This is a genomic window from Rhizobium sp. 01L419, assembly GCF_056400025.1.
In genome coordinates this window covers 15,987-34,526 of record NZ_JBFTSM010000034.1, presented here as the reverse complement: position 1 = coordinate 34,526, position 18,540 = coordinate 15,987, and the positions used below count along the sequence as shown (strand labels likewise).

The 18,540-nt window shown below is 61.3% G+C and carries 15 protein-coding genes, 1 pseudogene and 1 riboswitch; of the genes and pseudogenes, 10 read left to right on the top strand and 6 right to left on the bottom strand.

The features are described from left to right. Positions 1-212: 212 nt before the first annotated feature. The gene (locus tag AC1DUP_RS35510) at positions 213-419 is read left to right on the top strand and encodes a hypothetical protein (protein ID WP_115034980.1); all 207 of its coding nucleotides are present in this window, start codon (positions 213-215) and stop codon (positions 417-419) included. 101 nt (positions 420-520) lie between these two features. After that, positions 521-610, top strand: a pseudogene (locus AC1DUP_RS35505) (TolB family protein); the annotation flags it as partial. A gap of 374 nt (positions 611-984) precedes the next feature. Here AC1DUP_RS35505 and AC1DUP_RS35500 read toward each other — a convergent pair. Beyond that, the gene (locus AC1DUP_RS35500) at positions 985-2,052 is read right to left on the bottom strand and encodes a 3-deoxy-7-phosphoheptulonate synthase (protein ID WP_477837152.1); all 1,068 of its coding nucleotides are present in this window, start codon (positions 2,050-2,052) and stop codon (positions 985-987) included. 241 nt (positions 2,053-2,293) lie between these two features. Continuing rightward, positions 2,294-3,709, bottom strand: coding sequence for an MFS transporter (locus AC1DUP_RS35495; protein WP_477837155.1), 1,416 nt, complete (start codon positions 3,707-3,709; stop codon positions 2,294-2,296). A gap of 151 nt (positions 3,710-3,860) precedes the next feature. Then, a riboswitch (cobalamin riboswitch) is annotated at positions 3,861-4,050 on the top strand. Between the two features lie 42 nt (positions 4,051-4,092). Here AC1DUP_RS35495 and bluB point away from each other — a divergent pair. Beyond that, on the top strand, positions 4,093-4,779 hold the full coding sequence (bluB, locus tag AC1DUP_RS35490) for a 5,6-dimethylbenzimidazole synthase (protein WP_477837150.1): 687 nt from the start codon (positions 4,093-4,095) through the stop codon (positions 4,777-4,779). Between the two features lie 32 nt (positions 4,780-4,811). Here the strand turns inward: bluB and AC1DUP_RS35485 are convergent, their stop codons facing one another. Next, a complete protein-coding gene (locus AC1DUP_RS35485) occupies positions 4,812-6,356 on the bottom strand; it encodes an MFS transporter (RefSeq protein WP_477837148.1) in 1,545 nt (514 codons plus the stop codon). A 134-nt stretch (positions 6,357-6,490) separates the two neighbouring features. Between AC1DUP_RS35485 and AC1DUP_RS35480 the strand changes: the two genes are divergently transcribed. Continuing rightward, positions 6,491-7,345: a LysR family transcriptional regulator gene (locus AC1DUP_RS35480; protein ID WP_477837146.1), complete on the top strand. Its 855-nt coding sequence runs from the start codon at positions 6,491-6,493 to the stop codon at positions 7,343-7,345. A 30-nt stretch (positions 7,346-7,375) separates the two neighbouring features. Here AC1DUP_RS35480 and AC1DUP_RS35475 read toward each other — a convergent pair whose 3' ends face one another. Then, the gene (locus tag AC1DUP_RS35475; RefSeq protein ID WP_477837144.1) at positions 7,376-8,461 is read right to left on the bottom strand and encodes a DUF2865 domain-containing protein; all 1,086 of its coding nucleotides are present in this window, start codon (positions 8,459-8,461) and stop codon (positions 7,376-7,378) included. 198 nt (positions 8,462-8,659) lie between these two features. On the opposite strand from AC1DUP_RS35475, the gene AC1DUP_RS35470 reads away from it, so the two are divergent. Then, positions 8,660-9,193, top strand: a complete 534-nt coding sequence (locus AC1DUP_RS35470) for a ribonuclease H family protein (RefSeq protein WP_113507609.1) — start codon at positions 8,660-8,662, stop codon at positions 9,191-9,193. 42 nt (positions 9,194-9,235) lie between these two features. On the opposite strand, the gene AC1DUP_RS35465 is transcribed toward AC1DUP_RS35470, so the two are convergent. Then, entirely contained in the window at positions 9,236-11,560 is a 2,325-nt protein-coding gene (locus tag AC1DUP_RS35465; protein WP_477837142.1) for an NADP-dependent malic enzyme, read from the bottom strand. Positions 11,561-11,855: 295 nt separating this feature from the next. Here AC1DUP_RS35465 and AC1DUP_RS35460 point away from each other — a divergent pair, with 295 nt between their 5' ends. Next, on the top strand, positions 11,856-12,668 hold the full coding sequence (locus tag AC1DUP_RS35460) for a UDP-2,3-diacylglucosamine diphosphatase (protein WP_113301118.1): 813 nt from the start codon (positions 11,856-11,858) through the stop codon (positions 12,666-12,668). 197 nt (positions 12,669-12,865) lie between these two features. Continuing rightward, a complete protein-coding gene (locus tag AC1DUP_RS35455) occupies positions 12,866-14,086 on the top strand; it encodes an MFS transporter (protein WP_113507608.1) in 1,221 nt (406 codons plus the stop codon). Here AC1DUP_RS35455 and dgcA read toward each other — a convergent pair. Continuing rightward, positions 14,038-15,021, bottom strand: coding sequence for an N-acetyl-D-Glu racemase DgcA (dgcA, locus tag AC1DUP_RS35450; protein ID WP_477837139.1), 984 nt, complete (start codon positions 15,019-15,021; stop codon positions 14,038-14,040). The genes AC1DUP_RS35455 and dgcA overlap by 49 nt on opposite strands. Positions 15,022-15,123: 102 nt before the next feature. Here dgcA and AC1DUP_RS35445 point away from each other — a divergent pair, with 102 nt between their 5' ends. From AC1DUP_RS35445 to AC1DUP_RS35435, 3 genes are read left to right on the top strand one after another with little or no spacing between them, the layout of a single operon-like run. After that, positions 15,124-16,293, top strand: coding sequence for an MlaE family lipid ABC transporter permease subunit (locus AC1DUP_RS35445; RefSeq protein WP_477837137.1), 1,170 nt, complete (start codon positions 15,124-15,126; stop codon positions 16,291-16,293). Position 16,294: 1 nt separating this feature from the next. Then, positions 16,295-17,158, top strand: coding sequence for an ABC transporter ATP-binding protein (locus tag AC1DUP_RS35440; protein WP_113301122.1), 864 nt, complete (start codon positions 16,295-16,297; stop codon positions 17,156-17,158). Between the two features lie 9 nt (positions 17,159-17,167). Further along, positions 17,168-18,538: an MlaD family protein gene (locus AC1DUP_RS35435; protein WP_115034986.1), complete on the top strand. Its 1,371-nt coding sequence runs from the start codon at positions 17,168-17,170 to the stop codon at positions 18,536-18,538. Positions 18,539-18,540 lie beyond the last annotated feature (2 nt).

The window sequence follows — 18,540 nt, the reverse complement described above, 5'->3', positions numbered from 1 at the left end:
CGATATACTCTTCCATGGCTGTTCTCCATTGATGCTGGGCCCGGCGTCCAGTCGAGAGCCCGTACCTCATCTTATCGGGGAACAGCCGCCTTCCAAGATAATGTTCGAATCCGAAGGGGCATGGCTCCTGCGATTACCCCATGTGGTGGTTGCGAGATTGTGCTTTAACAATCAACGCTTCAGGATTTCACCAAGCAGGGAACATAAATACAATGACACCGGAAGAAAGAACGATTTTGAAGGCTCTGGCCTCTATGTGCGTTCAGTACATGGACGATGGTCGGGACGGGCTGGTTCACAAGTCCATGAGCGCCGGCGAAGAGGCGGTCGAAGTGCTCGCATCCTATGGTTTGGTCAAACCGGAGCCGTGGGGCGGGCTCTGGACCGATGAGGGGTCGCGTCTTTTGGACGAGGACTGAGCATCAGATCGTGCGAATTTCCTGCAACGCATGTCAAAATCCTAAAAGCCGGTTGCTCATGGAAACGAGTCGATAACGGGGCCATCGCCTCTTTGATGAGGATCGGCGGGCAGGGCACGATCAACGTGCCGAACTGGTCGCCCGATGGCGATGAATTCGCCTATGTGCGGTATTTCCCGGTGAGGTCTTGATTTGATGATGGGGCGACCGAGTCACGCTCCTGCCAAGGCATGGACCACTCGGCGACAGTGAGGGTGGTGCCGCACGATGCCTTCGAGTGTGCCGAGCGGGCGCGGCTTTCCCCTTCTCCACAACGGGGAGAAGGTGCCCGAAGGGCGGATGAGGGGGCTCCGGGCACTGCGCTGGCCTGAATGGAAACGAAAAATGTGGTGTCGCCAGTTATATACCAGCGACCTGTCGGATGCGGTACATAAGCTGAATTCGTACCCGGAGCCCCCTCATCCGACCCTTCGGGCCACCTTCTCCCCGCTGTGGAGAAGGGGGAGTGCCGCACCGCCCTGTGAATTGGCGGCGGGATTTCACCCGCCGCGCCTTATTCTGTCGGTCAGGCAGCGACGGCGGCCTTGCGGCGGTCGCGGACGGCCTTGGCGAGATCCTCGAGTACGTCGACCGACATATCCCAGCCGATGCAGCCATCGGTGATCGACTGGCCATAGACGAGCGGCTTGCCGGGAACGAGATCCTGGCGGCCGGCGACGAGGTTGCTCTCGATCATCATGCCCTTGATGTGGTGGTTGCCGGCGACGATCTGGCCGGCGACGTCGTGGACGACCTTCGGCTGGTTCATCGGGTCCTTGCTGCTGTTGGCGTGGCTGGCATCGATCAGCATGCGCGGATCGACACCGAGCTTGACGGCCTCGGCGATGACGGCCTGCACGTCGGCTGCCTCATAATTCGGGCGCTTGCCGCCGCGCAGGATGATGTGGCAGTCCTCGTTGCCGCGCGTCGAGGCGATCGCTGCCTGTCCGTCCTTGGTGACGGCCGGGAAATGGTGCGGCTGGGAAGCCGCCATGATCGCATCGAGTGCGATGCGCGCGCTGCCATCCGTGCCGTTCTTGAAGCCGATCGGGCAGGAGAGACCCGAGGCGAGCTGGCGGTGGATCTGGCTTTCGGTCGTGCGCGCGCCGATGGCGCCGTAGCTGACGAGGTCGGCGATGTATTGCGGCGTGATCGTATCGAGGAATTCGCAGCCGGCCGGCAGGCCCATGGCGTTGATATCGAGCAGCAGGCGGCGGGCGATACGCAGGCCTTCCTCGATGCGATAGGTGCCGTCGAGATGCGGATCGTTCATCAGGCCCTTCCAGCCGACGGTCGTGCGGGGCTTTTCGAAATAGACGCGCATGACGATTTCGAGATCGCCGGAGAGGCGTCGTCGCTGCTCGACCAGGCGGGAGGCGTATTCGCGGGCGGCTGCCGGATCATGGATCGAGCAGGGGCCGATGATGACCAGCTGGCGGTCGTCCTTGCCGGTCAGGATATTGTGGATCGTGTCGCGGGTGCCGGTCACGGTCTCGGTGACCGCGGCACTACGCGGGATTTCCGAGATGATATCGGCAGGTTTGGTCAGCGGGGTGATCTCGACGATGCGAAGATCATCAATAGTGTCAGTCACGGTATGCTCTCCTGTTTGGTCATACCGTGCGGAACAAAAAAGCCGCCAGGTTGACTAGCGGCTGTTCGGGTTTGTCGTTGCGTTAGTTTCGTCTACGCACAGACCCGCATCCGCTGGAAGCAGCGGTACGAATAAAATCGCGATGCATAAACGGACGAAATCGACATGCAGCCTATGTAGCTATGCCGATGGGAGTTGTCACGCGGAATCTGTGAGAGAAAATGACCGATCCGTGAGGTTTTCAGCGGCTTTCCGCCATTGCCTCTCCTTGTGCCTCCTCCGGCTCTGCATGTCGGTTCTTGCGGCGGCGCGTCGTCAGTTCCTCGCCCGCATTGGCGGGCAGGCGCAGGAAGGTGATGCAGGCAAGGGCGGAGATCCCAGCCACCATGAAGAAGGCGATATGGAAATCGGAAACCAGCAGCTTGCCGCCGTGAAAGCTCGATGAGATTTCCAGGATCGTGCCGGCGACGGCAACACCCATGGCCATGGAGATGCGCTGGGCCACCGCATTGATGGCGGTTGCCTGGCTGCTGTCGGCCTCGTCCACATCGCCGAAGGCCATGGCGTTGACGCCTGAGAAGGCCATGGAACGCAGCAGGCCGCCGACGAGAAGACAGCCCATGATGACATAGAGCGGCGTTTCGACGGTGAAGAGGCCGTTCACACCGAGGAAGATCGCGGCGAGGAAGGTGGTCAGCGCAATGACGTTGCGGAAGCCGAAGGCATTGTAGGTGCGGGTGGCGGCGAATTTCGAGCCCATCGAACCGAGCGCGCTGACGAAGGTGATCGAGCCTGATTGCAGCGGCGTCATGCCGAAGCCGAGCTGCAGCATCAGCGGCATGAGAAAGGGTAACGCGCCGAGCCCCATGCGGAAATTCGAGGCGCCGAGGATCGATGCCCGGAACATCGGATAGCGGAACATTTTCGGGTCGAGCAGCGGATGCGGCGTGCGCCTGGCATGGATGAAATAAAGGATGCCGGAAAGGATGCCGACAGCGACGGTAACATAACCGTAGATGACGGGAACCGCCGGCAGGCTGATGACCGAAAGGCCGAAGACGAAACCGGAAAAGCCGATGCCCGACAGGAAGAAACCCGGAAAATCCATCGGCTTCGGTCTGCGCGGTTCGACAGCCGGCAGGAAGCGGGTGACGAGGATGATGCCGATAATGCCGATCGGCACATTGATCCAGAAGATCCAGTGCCAGCTGAGATAGGTCGTCAGGAAGCCGCCGATCGGCGGTCCCATGATCGGGCCGATCAGCGCCGGAATGGTGAGCCAGGCCATGGCATTCACCAGCTGGTGACGTGGCGTACCGCGTACCAGCAGCAATCGCCCGACCGGCGTCATCATCGAGCCGCCGGCACCCTGAATGAGACGGGAGATGACGAAGGCGGCGATGGAATTGGAGAAAGCGCAGGCGACGGAGCCGACCATGAAGACAAAGATCGCCAGGCGGAAAATATTGCGGGCACCGAAGCGATCCGACATCCAGCCGCTGATCGGAATGAAGATCGCTAAGGCCACGAGGTAGCTCGTTACCGCAAGCTTCAATGCGATCGGCGAAGTGCCTATATCGGCAGCAATCGCAGGCAGGCTGGTGGCAATCACGGTCGAATCCATCTGTTCCATGAACAGGGCGACCGCGAGGATCATCGGCGTTAGACGGGACACGGGCAACCGGAATGCAATGAGAATGAAGGGGCGCTTTCGGCGCCAGTCGGATTCGGGTTTCGTTCTAGGCCAGCATTTCCGGACTGTCCACGAAATGAATGTCGCATGCAGCTTGCCGCCATGCCGTTTCCACGCCATAGATCACCCTTCAGGTGCCCGCTTTCACAGGCGGGAGAATCGGGAATCCGGTGTGAGACCGGAACGTGCCCAACGCTGTAAGGCTGACGCTTGCCGCTTATCACGCCACTGGCCGCAAGGCCGGGAAGGCTGCGGCGAAGCGAATGACGCCAAGTCAGAAGACCGGCCTGGCAAGATAGACCCAACCCGCGCGGACGGCGGGCGGTTGCGTTGTTGGGGATTTGACGATGCGACCCATTGATGATGCCGCTTGCCCGGCATCCGGTTTTTCTGCGGCCGAACGCGAGGCCGTCTATCATGCGATCATGACGCGGCGCGATGTGCGTAGCCAGTTCCTGCCCGATCCTTTGCCGGATGATCTCGTCACAAGGCTGCTGACGGCGGCGCATCACGCGCCTTCGGTCGGCTTCATGCAGCCGTGGAATTTCATTCTGGTGAAGAGTGCCGAGGTCAGGGCGCGGGTGCGCGATGCTTTCGTGAAGGCGAATGAGGAAGCGGCCCGCATGTTCGACAGCGAACGGCAGGAAAAATACCGTTCGCTGAAGCTCGAAGGCATTGTCGAGGCGCCACTCGGCATCTGCGTGACCTGCGATCCTACCCGCAGCGGCAGCGTGGTACTGGGGCGCACACATAATCCGCGCATGGACAGCTATTCCACCGTCTGCGCCGTCCAGAACCTGTGGCTTGCTGCCAGAGCGGAAGGCGTCGGCATCGGCTGGGTCAGCATCTTTCGCGAGGGCGACCTGAAGGAAATCCTCGGCATTCCCGATCATATCGAGGTGGTGGCCTGGCTCTGCGCCGGCTTCGTCGAACGGCTCTGCGATCAGCCGGAACTGGCGGTCAAAGGCTGGCGGCAAAGGATGCCGCTGGAAGAACTGGTCTTCCATGACGGCTGGGGGCAGGTGGAAGGCTAGACCGCGCCGGATTGGGCCGGCGCGGGTCTGCATCATTGGGCTGGCTGGCTATCGCATTCCCTGGCGCAAACAGGGGCTTTCCAATGGCCGAAGACGAGGAAGCTCGCGGCGGCCATCAGCCAGACGCCGACGGCGCCGTAGAGCATGACTGCGCCGAATCCCTGGACGAGCGCATCATGCACCGTCGCGGCCGGGATATCGGGCAGGGAGGCGATATTGCCGGCGGAAATGCGTTCGGCAGCCAAGCGGAGATCGTCCGCCGCCATCGATGACGGCAGGACGCTCTTCAGATGCGAGAAGACGCCGTTGAAGAGGATGAAGCCCATGACGGCGATGTTGATGGCGAGCGAGATCATACGGGCGCTCATGTCGATACCGGAGGCCATGCCGGCGCGATCGCTGGAGACTGCGCCTGTCGTCGTGTTGCTGACCGGAGTGTTGGTGAAGCCCAATCCGATGCCTGAGAGCAGGGCGCCAGGCATCATGGTCAGCCAGCTTGGCTCGGTGGCGGCGCTGCCAGACTTCATCAACAGGAAGCCGAGGCCGATGGTGAAGAGACCGCCGGGAATGACGAGGCCCGGCCGGTAGCGCAGCGAAAGACGCTCGGCAAACGGCGGCACGACAAGGGTCGGCAGCGTATAGGCCAGCAGCGAGAGACCGGCGGCAAGGCTGCCGTAGCCGAGGCCGGCCTGATACCAGATCGGCAGATAGATCATGAAGGGCCAGAAGCTGATGTTCATGGCAGCCGAGCCGATGATCGCACCCGAGAAAGTGCGGATGCGGAAGACCGAGGCATCGAACATGGGCCGCGGGTTCAGCCACTCGGCAATGACGAAGGCGATAAGGCTTACCGCGCAAAGAGCGATAATGGCGAGTGCCGTGGGGCTGGCAAAGCCCAGGGCCGGCCCCTGCGTGATGAAGAAGGCGAGGCAGAAGACCGATAGTGAAAGGGTGGCGATGCCGGCAAAATCAAGCCGTCCCGCACTTGGGTCACGAGATTCCTCAATGCCGGTTACGGCGAGGGCTATGGTGATGACGGCAAGGACCGCATGAATGAGAAACACCCATTGCCAGCCGGCGGCTGCCACGATGGCAACGCCGATGATCGGGCCGAAGCCGAGGCCGATCCCGAAGATGATGCCCCACCAGCCGAAGGCCATGCTGCGGGCGCGGCCCTCCCGGAATTGATGGGAGAGAACGGCGACCTGGCAGATCAGCATGACGCCGCCGCTCATGCCCTGCAGAAAGCGGGCGGCGATCAGCAGCGAGGCATCCTGCGCAAGGCCGGCGACGAGCGAGGTCAAGCCGAAGGCGGCAATGCCGATCAGGAAGACACGCTTGCGGCCGTAACGATCGGCAAAGGTACCGGCCGCCATCAGCACCGTGGTGACGGCAATCGTGTAGGCGTTCATGATCCATTGCAGCGCGCTGAAATCGGCATGCAGCACCTTTTCAAGCGTCGGCAGAATTGCCGGGACGCTCGATATTTCAAGGCCGAACATGAGCGAGGAGAGGCAAGCGGCCATCAGGGCGATAATGCCTCTGATACGTGAGGAAGGAGGGGAGGCAGGGGTCATGCTTTGGCCTTTCGAGGTTGAGACATACAACGGTGACATCCGATGTCGTCCATTTGCGTCAGCATAAGCAGAGCTTGAACATTACAGAATTGGATGATTAACTATTTCAGACACAACAATTTCGGATAGATGCCATGACCATGCTCGATGTCGATTCCGTTCAGGCCTTCGTGACGATCGCCGAGAACAAGAGCTTCACCCGCGCCGCCAGTGAGCTTGGCAGCACGCAGGGCGCGATCAGCGTCAAGCTGAAACGGCTGGAAGAGCGGCTCGGCCACCGGCTGATCGAGCGCACGCCGCGGCTGGTGCGGCTTTCCGCACAGGGCGCGGTATTTCTTGATGCCGCACGGGAATTCCTCGCGGCCCATGACCGGGCGGTCGCCGCACTTTCCTCGTCGCGCCGTCATTTCAGGCTGGGCATTGCGGCCCATGTCGCCGGCCCGGAAGTGCCGACGCTGCTTGCACGCCTCAATGCCCATGATCCGGGGCTGACGATCGAGGTCCGGCTCGACAATTCCTGCGAGTTGCTTGCAGCCTTCGACCGCGGCGATCTGGATGCGGCGATCGTCCGTCGGGACGAGGACCGGCGCGACGGCGAGGTTCTGGCACCGGAGCATTTCGGCTGGTTCGCAACGCCGCAATTCGAATATCGCTGCGGTGAGCCGCTGCGTCTTGCAGCACTGTCGCCCAACTGCAGGGTGCGGGATGTCTGCACCCGGGCGCTCGATGCGGCGGGCATTCCCTGGGCGGAAGTCTTCCTCGGCGGCGGCTCTTCGGCTGTGACCGCAGCCGTTTCGGCCGGGCTTGCTGTCTCGACCTTTTCCTATCGCCTGGCACCCGTCGGTACGGTCGAGGTCAGCGAGCGGTTCGGCCTGCCGTCGCTACCATCCTCGGAGGTCGTGCTGCACTCGACGCTAACGGATGCCAAATCGCGCGCGGCACTGCGCACGCTGGCGGCAGCGTTCAGGGAGCATCGCGCCTCAAACTGAAGACGCTGTCCCGACGGCCGAGATCATACCCTATTGCTGTTGTTGTTGGGGCTGCGGGCCCGATGTTGCAGGATTGGCGAGATCGATCTTGCCCTGATCGCCGGCGAGGAATTGCGGGCCGACCTGACGAACCTTGTTACCGGCGGGGTCATAGGGACGATCCGCCACCTGCGGCTGCGGGGCAGGCGGCGCGCTCGCGGCCTTCGGGGCTTCCGTCTTGATCGTCGTAATCGAGCCCTTCGGTTCGGGTGCCGGCGCGTAGGCAGCCTGGCTCTTGCGCATCTGCTCGTAATAGGCAGTCAGATTGCAGGAGCAGGCGGATTTTTCGCCGGGCGCGCGGGTCTTGTAGGCGAAGGCGTTTTTCATCGCGCTGTAGGGCGTTCCCGTCGCCGTCGAGATCATGTTCGAGGTCTCGGTGCTGGAAACGTCGCGATAGAAGAGCTCCGTCTCGACGCCTGGGCACATCTTCGAGCACGTCGCCGCATCGCGGCCGAAATCCACCGAAGTGGCGTTGTTGCTGATCGGGAAGAAGCCGCCGTCGCAGGTGCGCACGCAGATGGTGCTTACAGGCGAGAGCATTTCGGCGCGCGGCAGGCCATAGTGCTCGCCGCCGCCGAGCGGAATGAACGTATCGCCGCGCATGGCCTGCTCTTCGATGCTCGGAGCTGGGGCATAGACGTCGCTCGGAGCGGGTTCGCCAAAGCTGTCGCTGTTGCAGCCATTGTCTTCGAGTGCGGCCATCAGGCCCTCGCGGGCCGCATCCGTACCGGACTGGCGCAATTCGTTGCGGCGATCCTGAAGGAAGCTGATATTGTCCACCATCTTGGCTTCAGCCTGCTCGAGCTCGGTGCAGAAGCCGGCATTCTCGCCGCCGACGACCACCATGCTGCCTGAGGTACAGCCATACCGACGCAGATCGCCGCGCACCTTGCGCAATTCCAGGTTCTGTTCGGCAAGCGCGCCCGCATATTGGCGCATCTCCGGGCCGTTATTGCCGATCGATTGCGGCAAGTCGGCAAGGCGCCCACGCAGATCCTCGCAGATCGCATTGGTCTGCGCCACCGCAGGAGCCGCGAATGCCAGATAGAAAACGAGATACAGGTTTCGGCGCTTCACGACGTCGTTCCGGAAAGAGAAAAGCATTTATCTGTCGATTGCGGCTTCAATCCACCGCGCTTTGTCTTAACGTATTTCCCTTAATAAGCTCGGAGTAATTCCTAGCGCATTTTTGCGACCTTATCCAGCAAGCCCGATGGTTCCATTCCCATCTCTCCTGCACCCGCCCGGAAAAAGGTTCATAGCTAAACAGCTGACATGACAGATATTTCTGACGAAGCTGCCGCCGCGGAAACGACTTCGGCAATACCGGATGCCCGAGGCGGACTTCACGTTTTCGTGGACGGTTGTTTTGAGCCCGGCTCCCGCCACGGGGGATGGGCCTTTGTCGCCTATCGCGATGGCGTCGAAATCGCATCCGGCTTCGGCGGCGCAAAGGATACGGCCAATAACACGATGGAAGTGACCGCGGTGCTCGAGGCGGCAATATGGATCAACCGCACAGCAGCTGATGCAGCGGCGGTCATCTGGTCGGATTCCGTCTATGCCGTGGAAGGCTGCAACGGCTGGCGTCCGATCTGGAGAAACAATGGCTGGAAGAAAAGCAACCCGAACGGCAAGGCCAGAAACCGGGTGATATCAGATGCGAAGATCTGGAAGGCCCTCGATGTCGAGCTAACGCAGAACCCGATGATAGGTATCGCCTGGTGCAAGGGCCATTCAGGCACCGATGGCAATGAGCGCGCCGATGCGCTGGCTGATCAGGGACGCCGGTCGATACGGAGTCCCTGATTTTGAGATGGGCCCGATTTCAAATGAGAACGGGCAACCGGCTCACGCCGGCTGCGATGCCTCGACGACAGCAAGCGCCGCCATGTTGACCACGCCGCGCGAGGTCACCGACGGCGCCAGGATATGGGCGGGCATTGCCGTGCCGAGCAGGATCGGGCCCACATGCAATCCGTCGGTCATCGACTTGACGACGCCGAGCGTGATGTTGGCCGCATCGAGGTTCGGGAAGACCAGCAGGTTGGCTTCGTCATGCAGCGTCGTGTGCGGCATGACACGACGGCGCAGCTCCTCGGAGATCGCGCTTTCACCGTGCATTTCACCGTCGACTTCGAGATCGGGGGCCGCCTCGCGCACCAACTGCAGCGCATTGCGCATTTTGGTAGCGCTTTCGGATTCACGCGAGCCGAAGTTCGAATGCGAGACGAGGGCGGCGCGCGGCGTGATGCCGAAACGCTTGATTTCCTCGGCAGCGAGCACCGTCGCCTCGGCGATTTCCTCGGCTGTCGGATTGAAGGTCACATAGGTGTCTGTGAAAAAGGTCGCACCGCGCTGCGAGATCATCAGACTGAGAGCTGAGAAATCACAGACATCCTTACGTTTGCCGATGATCTGGCGCACGTCGCGCAGATGTTTCTCGTAACGGCCTTCGAGGCCGCAGATCAGCGCATCCGCTTCACCGCGCTTCAACGCCAGGGCGCCGATGACGGTCGTGTTGGTGCGCACGATGGTGCGGGCGGCTTCCGGGATGACGCCTCGGCGGCCGACCAGCTGCAGATAAAGATCGACATATTCGCGGAAGCGCGGATCGTCCTCGGGATTGATGACCTCGAAATCCTGCAGCGGACGAATGCGCAACCCGTAGCGCTTCAGGCGCGTTTCGATGACCTGCGGACGGCCGATGATGATCGGCTCGGCAATGCCTTCTTCAAGCAGCACCTGGGCGGCGCGCAACACGCGCTCGTCTTCGCCTTCGGAGAAGATGACGCGCTTGCGCTCTGCCGTCTTCGCGGCCGCAAAGATCGGCTTCATGATGAAGCCGGAGCGGAAGACGAAGCGGTTCAGCTGGTCGAGATAGGCATCGAAATCGGCGATCGGGCGACGCGCGACACCGCTTTCGGCAGCGGCCCTGGCGACGGCAGGCGCGATGCGCAGGATGAGACGCGGGTCGAAGGGCGAGGGGATGAGATAGTCAGGGCCGAAAATAGGGGTTTCGCCGGAATAGGCGCGGGCGGCGACGTCCGAAGGCTCCTCGCGGGCCAACGCTGCGATGGCGCGCACGGCGGCCATCTTCATTTCCTCGTTGATCGTCTCGGCGCCACAATCCAGCGCGCCCCTGAAAATATAGGGGAAGCAGAGGACGTTATTGACCTGGTTCGGGAAGTCCGACCGGCCGGTGCAGATCATCGCATCGGGCCGCGCGGCGCGGGCGAGATCCGGCATGATCTCCGGCGTCGGGTTGGCGAGCGCCATGATCAGCGGCTTGTCGGCCATCTGCGCAAGCAGTTCCGGCTTCAGCACGCCGGCAGCGGACAGGCCGAGGAAGACATCGGCGCCACCGATATTATCGGCGAGCGTGCGGGTGTCGCTCTTCTGGGCGTAGATCGCTTTCCACTCGTCCATCAGCTCGACGCGGCCTTCATAGACGAGGCCTTCGAGATCGTGGACCCAGATGTTTTCGCGCTTGGCGCCGAGCGTCACGAGCAGGTTCAGACAGGCAAGTGCTGCCGCACCGGCACCGGAGGCGACGATCTTGACCTCGTCGATCTTCTTGCCGGCGAGTTCCAGCCCGTTGAGGATCGCGGCGGCAACGATGATCGCGGTGCCATGCTGGTCGTCGTGGAAGACCGGGATCTTCATCTTCTCGCGCAGCTGCTTCTCGATCTGGAAGCATTCCGGTGCCTTGATGTCCTCGAGGTTGATGCCGCCGAAGGTCGGCTCCAGCGAAGCGACGGTGGAAACCATCTGCTCGACACTTGCAGCATCCACTTCGATATCGAAGACGTCGATGCCGGCGAATTTCTTGAAGAGAACGGCTTTACCTTCCATGACCGGCTTGGAGGCAAGCGGACCGATATTGCCGAGACCGAGAACGGCAGTACCGTTCGAAATCACGGCGACGAGGTTGGCGCGGGACGTGTAGTCGGCCGCCTGTTCCGGATTGTCACGAATGGCGAGACAGGGAGCGGCAACTCCGGGAGAATAGGCGAGCGCCAGGTCGCGCTGGTTGCCGAGCGGCTTGGTCGCCTGGATTTCCAGCTTGCCGGGGCGCGGATAGCGGTGGAAGAAAAGCGCCTGTTCGTCGAGGCTGCCGCCCGACAGATTCGTTTCCGTCTTGGCTTTTTCCTGGGATTTTTCCTGGTGATCCATCGCCGCTTCCAATCGTCCTTCAAAGTCTTTTGAAGACTCCTCCATACATCAATCGACCGGCCTGGACAGTACGGAAATGGCCGCAGGGGAACTTTTTGACCCGGACGGTAAAGGGGAGCTGACATTAGAGCCTTCCCTGATCAGATTGCAGCACTTCACCAGGGACGCTCTGACCGGTGGATTGATCGGCTTCGCAGGGCTTTCCTGCGTTTTGTCATCTTCCTGATACACGAGTCTGATTTTGGAAGGCTAGACGAAGAACGATGGGACACGAGCGGAAAGGCTTGTGATAGACATGATGGAACCCCGGCGCTTCCGCACCCTCTTCATTTCCGATGTGCATCTCGGCTCCAAGGCTGCGAAGGCAGATTTTCTGCTGGATTTCCTTAGGTATCACGAGGCCGACACGATCTACCTCGTCGGCGATATCATCGATGGCTGGCGCCTGAAGCGCAGCTGGTACTGGCCGCAGGTCTGCAACGACGTGGTCCAGAAGCTCTTGCGCAAGGCGCGCAAGGGTACGCGCGTCGTCTATATCCCCGGCAATCACGACGAATTCCTGCGCGCCTTTCCGGGCACCCATTTTGGCGGCATCGAAGTCGTCGACCGCATCATCCATGACGGCGCCGACGGCAAGAAGTACCTTGTCCTGCATGGCGACGAATTCGACGTCGTCGTGCGCAACGCCCGACTGCTCGCCTATCTCGGCGACTGGGCCTATGACACGGCGATCCGCATCAATATCGTGCTTGCCGCGATCCGCCGCCGTCTCGGCATGCCCTACTGGTCGTTTTCGGCCTGGGCCAAGCTGCAGGTGAAACACGCCGTCAATTTCATCGGCGAGTTCCAGCGCGTGGTTGCCGAGGAAGCCCGCAAGAGCGGCGCCGACGGCGTCATCTGTGGCCATATCCATCACGCCGTGATCGAGGATATGGAAGGCATCCGCTATATCAACACCGGCGACTGGGTCGAAAGCTGCACGGCAATCGTCGAGCATGAAGACGGCACTTTCGAACTCATCACCTGGCGCGCGCTGACCAGCAACGTGCCGGCACTGACCTCCATCGAATTGCTTGAAGAGGGTGATTTCGCCCCGCAGGCCGCCTGAATATTGCGCGCGTACCGTGCCGGCGGCTTTCTGCCGGCACATCCAGGAATTTAGCCCGCCGCCGCTTTGCGACAGGCCCTATTTATTTTTTAAATCGTTTTGGTTCATTTTTTTAATCGTTTCGATTGGGCTATTTCTCGCCATAGTCGTGCTTGATTGGATGTGTTAGGCAACGCACAGTTTCCTTCAGGTCCATCATGATTCCCGCACAAAATCCCTCGACGGGTGAGGGAGCGCCGCCGCGCTTCCGGCTGCTCAGCGCGCTCTGCTACAGCGCGCCGCTGCTGGTCAACGGTATCGTCCTGCCCTTCTTCCCCGTCTGGCTTTCGACCCACCAGTTCAACGATCATCAGATCGGCACCATCCTGGCCGTGCCGATGATCGTGCGCGTTCTCGTCGCCCCGATCGTTGCTGTCTTTGCCGACCGCATGCGGGAGCGGGCACATGTGCTCTTATGGTCGGGGGCGCTATCGCTGCTGACGGCGGTGGCGCTTTACTGGACGTCGAGCTTCTGGTCGGTGCTGATCGTCTTTGCGCTGCAGGGCGCCACTTTCGCGCCCTATGTGCCTGTCGTCGAATCCATCGTGATATCAGGCGTGCGCCGCTGGGGGCTGGACTATGGCTCGATGCGCGTCTGGGGTTCCATCGCCTTCATCGTTTCGACGATGCTCGGCGGCGAACTGGTCGGCCGCTGGGGTGGCGGCATGGTGCTGCCAATCATGATCTTCGGCTTCATTTTGACTATCGCCATGGCGATATTCTGTCCGCGCATCGGACCGACGCGGCGGCGCGGCCAGCCGATCAACCTTCCGGCGACGACAGGCAGCGGGCTGAGGGAACCGCATCTGCTCCTGCTGCTGCTCGGCGTTTCGATCCAGCAGGCGAGCCACGCGCTGCTCAACGCCTTTTCCTCGATCTACTGGCACCATCTCGGCTTCTCGGGAACAGAGGTCGGCATTCTCTGGAGTGCCGGCGTTGCCTCGGAAGTCACGGTCTTCTTCCTTTCCAGACGCCTCAACCGCCGCTTCAATGCCTGGACGCTGATCCGCTTCGGCTGTGCGGTCAGCGTCTGCCGTTGGGTGTTCTTTCCGACGGAGACGAGTTTTCTCGGCTTCTTCACGCTGCAGTGCCTGCATGGTTTCACCTATGCCTTCGTGCATACCGGCGTGCAGCGGCGCATCGTCGCCACGGTGCAGGAGACGCAGGAAGCTTCAGCCCAGGGCGCCTATTTCTTCTATATCGGCATGGCCTCGGGGCTGATGACCATTGCGTCAGGCTATATCTACGCCGCGCTCGGCCTCTACAGCTATTATGTGATGGCCTGTGTCGCCGCCTTCGGGCTCACCCTCGTCATCATCGCCTATTACCTTCAGCCCCAGAGGTTGGCTTCGGGCGGGAATACCAGGGAGCCAGCATAATTCAGGCCGGGCTCGCGGTCGCGGGCCAGGAGCAGCGGGCCATCGAGATCGACGAAATCGGCGTCCTGCGCCAACAGAACGGCGGGCGCCATCGCAAGCGAAGTGCCGACCATGCAGCCGATCATGATGGAGAAGCCGAGCCGCTGCGCTTCTTCCTTCATTTCCAGCGCCTCAGTCAGGCCGCCGGTCTTGTCGAGCTTGATGTTGATCGCATCATAGCGGTCGGCGAGGCTTGCGAGATCGCCAGTGTGATGCACGCTTTCATCGGCGCAGATGAGAACATGGCGGGCGATCTCGCCCAGCATGTCATCGCGACCGGCCGGCAGCGGCTGTTCGACCAGCGCGATATTGGCTTCGGCCGCTATACGCAGATGATGTTCCAGCCGATCCTCCGGCCAGCCCTCATTGGCATCGAGAATGATGGCCGCATTGGGGGCCGCCTCACGCACCGCACGGATACGGCTTTCATCGTCGCCGGTGCCGACCTTGACCTTCAGAAGCGGGCGCTGCGCGTGTGTGCGGACCTGCGCTGCCATGACGTCGGGCTCACCGAGCGAGATCGTATAGGCCGTGGTCAGCGGCTTCAGATGCCTGAGATCGAGGCGGGAGGCGACGCTCCTGCCTGACAGTTTGGCCTCCAGATCCCAGAGGGCGCAATCGACGGCGTTGCGCGCCGCACCGGGTGGCATGGCATGCAAAAGTTCGGCGCGCGAAATGCCTTCCTCGATCAGCGGGCGGGCCGATTCGATCTGCGCGAGCACGCTTTCAATCGTCTCGCCGTAGCGGCGATAGGGCACGCATTCGCCAAGCCCGCTCTTGCCTGATTCGCTCAGCGTGCAGGTAATCACCTCGGCGGAGGTTTTCGCCCCTCTGGAAATGGTGAAAGTGCCGGCAATCGGGAATGAATTCATCTGGATATCAAGGTGACGCGGCATAATTGCTCTCCTGCGAGCATGGAAATTGCGCGGTGCTTCTGTATATTAACGCGCTGGGCGGCGAACGATAAGGTTCGCGAGTCGGAACTGTCGCTGCAAGCATTGAAAGACACAAGTCATTTGAAGTCCGAGAAACGCAACGCCGCCTCGCTGCATGTGGACGACCGAGCCGAGGGCTCGGGGCAGCATGTGCATCTTGAAGGCAATTGGCGCAGCGCCAACATCCACCTCGTCCTGCAGGATTTCGAGAAACTGGCACGCAGCAACAGCGGTGACCTGACGCTCGATCTTTCCAGTGTCACCGATATCGACACGGCCGGCATCTGGTTACTTTGCCGGCTAAAGAAACAGCAGGAAGCGGCGGGCCGCGCGGTTCGTTTCGAGGGCACGAACGAGCATATAGACGAGCTGATCACCACCTTCTCCAAGGATCCTGAAAAGCAGGAGCCGGAGCAGAAGGAGAAGCTCTCGATCGCCCAGCTCATCTTCGCGCCGATCGGCCGGATGACGCTCGATGTCTGGGACAATGTGGCGGCCGCCATGTATATCCTGGGATCGGCGGTGCGCGGCGCGCAGATGAAGTTCGGTCGCGGCAGCGGCGTTTCGCCGGCCTCGATCGTCAACCAGATCGACCATATGGGCGTGCGCGCCGTTCCGATCATCCTGCTGATGTCCTTCCTGATCGGCGCGATCATCGCGCAGCAGGGCGCCTTCCAGCTTCGTTATTTCGGCGCGGAGATCTTCGTCGTCGATCTCGTCGGCATTCTTCAGCTGCGTGAAATCGGCGTACTTCTGACCGCCATCATGATCGCCGGCCGCTCGGGCAGCGCCATCACCGCCGAAATCGGCTCCATGAAGATGCGCGAGGAAGTCGACGCGCTGAAGGTGATGGGCCTCAACCCGATCGGCGTGCTGATCTTCCCGCGGCTGGTGGCGCTGACAGTCGCTCTACCGCTGCTGACGGTGATTGCCAACTTCGCCTCGCTCGGGGGAGCGGCTGCAGTCGCCTATCTTTATTCGGGCATTACGTTTGCCACCTTCCTGTCGCGCCTGCATGAGGCCGTGACGCTTTCGACCATATTGGCCGGCATGATCAAGGCGCCCTTCATGGCGCTGGTCATCGGCATCGTCGCAGCCGTCGAGGGCCTGAAGGTTGGCGGCAGTGCCGAATCGCTTGGCCAGCATGTGACGGCCGCCGTCGTGAAGGCGATTTTCGTCGTCATCCTGATGGACGGACTTTTTGCGATGTTCTATGCAGCGATTGATTTCTGACATGGCGGGCGGCGTGGATCAGCAACCAATCGAAACGACCAGAAACGAGGCCGGGAAAGCGGAACGCGATGTCGTGCTGTCGGCGCGCGACGTCACGGTCGGTTTTGGGCCTAAAGTGGTTCTCGACAAGCTCAACCTCGATATCTACCGCGGTGAAATCCTCGGCTTCGTCGGCGCTTCGGGCACTGGCAAATCGGTGCTGATGCGCACGGTACTCCGCCTGCTGCCGCGCCGTTCCGGCACCATCAAGATCCTCGGCCAGGATTTCGACGAACTGGACGAACCGGAGCGCAATGCGCTCGACATGCGGCTCGGCGTGCTGTTCCAGCAGGGCGCGCTCTTCTCGTCGCTGACGGTGAAGGAGAATATCCAGGTACCGATGCGCGAATATCTGGATCTGCCTGTTACGCTGATGGATGAACTGGCGCATCTGAAGATCCGCATGGTGGGGCTCGCCGCCGACGCTGCCGACAAATATCCTTCCGAGCTTTCGGGCGGCATGATCAAGCGCGCGGCGCTCGCCCGTGCCCTGGCACTCGACCCCGAACTCGTCTTCCTCGATGAGCCGACATCGGGCCTCGATCCCATCGGTGCTGCGGAATTCGATGAACTGATCGCCAATCTGCGCGATAGCCTGGGGTTAACCGTCTATATGGTGACCCACGACCTCGACAGCCTGTTTTCGGTCTGCGACCGTATTGCCGTGCTTGGAAAGAAGCGGGTAATGGTGGAAGGAACGATCGACGACATGCTGGCCTACGACGATCCGTGGGTTCAGGCCTACTTCAAGGGCAAGCGCGCGCGTTCGATCGTGCCGCAGGACGACGCGCCGGCGGCCCGGGCGCAGCATGACAGCGGGAAGTGACCGGAGACGATGGAAACCAAAGCCAATTACACGATCGTCGGTTTTTTCACCGTCTTGGTGATCGCAGCCGCATTCGGTTTCGTCTACTGGATGGCCGAATATGGCCGCAGCGGTCCGATGGCCGAGCTGATCGTGCGCATTCCGGGCTCTGCCAACGGTTTGAGTGTCGGTTCGCCTGTTCGATTCAACGGTATCCAGGTCGGTTCGGTGCAGACGCTGTCCATCGATGCCGACGATCCGCAATATTCGCTGGCTTTCACCGAGGTGCGCTCGGATGCGCCGATCTATCCCTCCACCAAGGCGGCCCTTGAAATCCAGGGCCTGACGGGTGCGGCCTATATCGAGCTGTCGGGCGGCCGCAAGGAAGACAAGAACATTCTCCAGCAGGCGCTGGAAAGCGGCAAGCGCGCGGTCATCGTCGCCGACCAGTCGAGCGTGACCAACCTCTTGGCAACGGCCGACAAGATCCTCGACCGCGCCAATGATGCCGTCGGTGACGTGCAAGGCTTCGTGCGCGATGCGCGCGGGCCGCTGACCAAGACCTTGCAGAATGCCGAGACCTTCTCGGATGCGCTCGCCAAGAATTCCGGCAATATCGACAGCTTCCTGCAGAGTGTCGGCGATCTCTCCAACACCGTTCGGAACGTTTCAGGCCGTGTGGATTCGACACTTGCTGCCGTCGAGGATTTGGTGAAGGCCGTCGATGCGAAGAAGATCAACACGATCCTGGCCAATGCCGAGAAGGTGAGCCGCGACGTGGCCGACGCCTCGGGCGATCTTAAGGGCCTGGTCGCCAAATTCGATCAGACGGTCACGACCTATAACGAATTCGGCAAGAAGGCGCAGGTGACGCTCGATCGTGTCGATACGCTGGTCGCCGCCATCGACACCAACAAGGTCAAGGGTTCTGTCGACGATATTGCCCAGGCAACAAAGGATGCGCGCGCCGCCGTTGCCTCGATCCGCGACGTGACCAACACCGTGTCGGACCGCCGCAAGGATATCGACCAGACGATCCAGGACGTCCAGCAGATGGCGAACAAGCTGAACTCTGCTTCGACCCGCGTCGACGGTATCCTCATCAAGGTCGATGCGCTGCTGGGCTCCGACAATACGAATTCGCTCTTCACCGAGGCGCGCGCCACGCTGGAATCGTTCAAGAAGGTCGCCGACAACGTCAATGCCCGCATCGGGCCGATCGCCGACAATCTGCAGAAGTTCTCGGGCAGCGGATTGCGTGATGTCGAGACGCTGATCAACGAGTTGCGCGGGACCGCGAACAACCTCAACAACGCCATCACCAATTTCGACCAGAACCCGCAGCGGATCATTTTCGGCGGACCGACGGTTAAACAATATGACGGGCGCACGCGGCGCTAAAC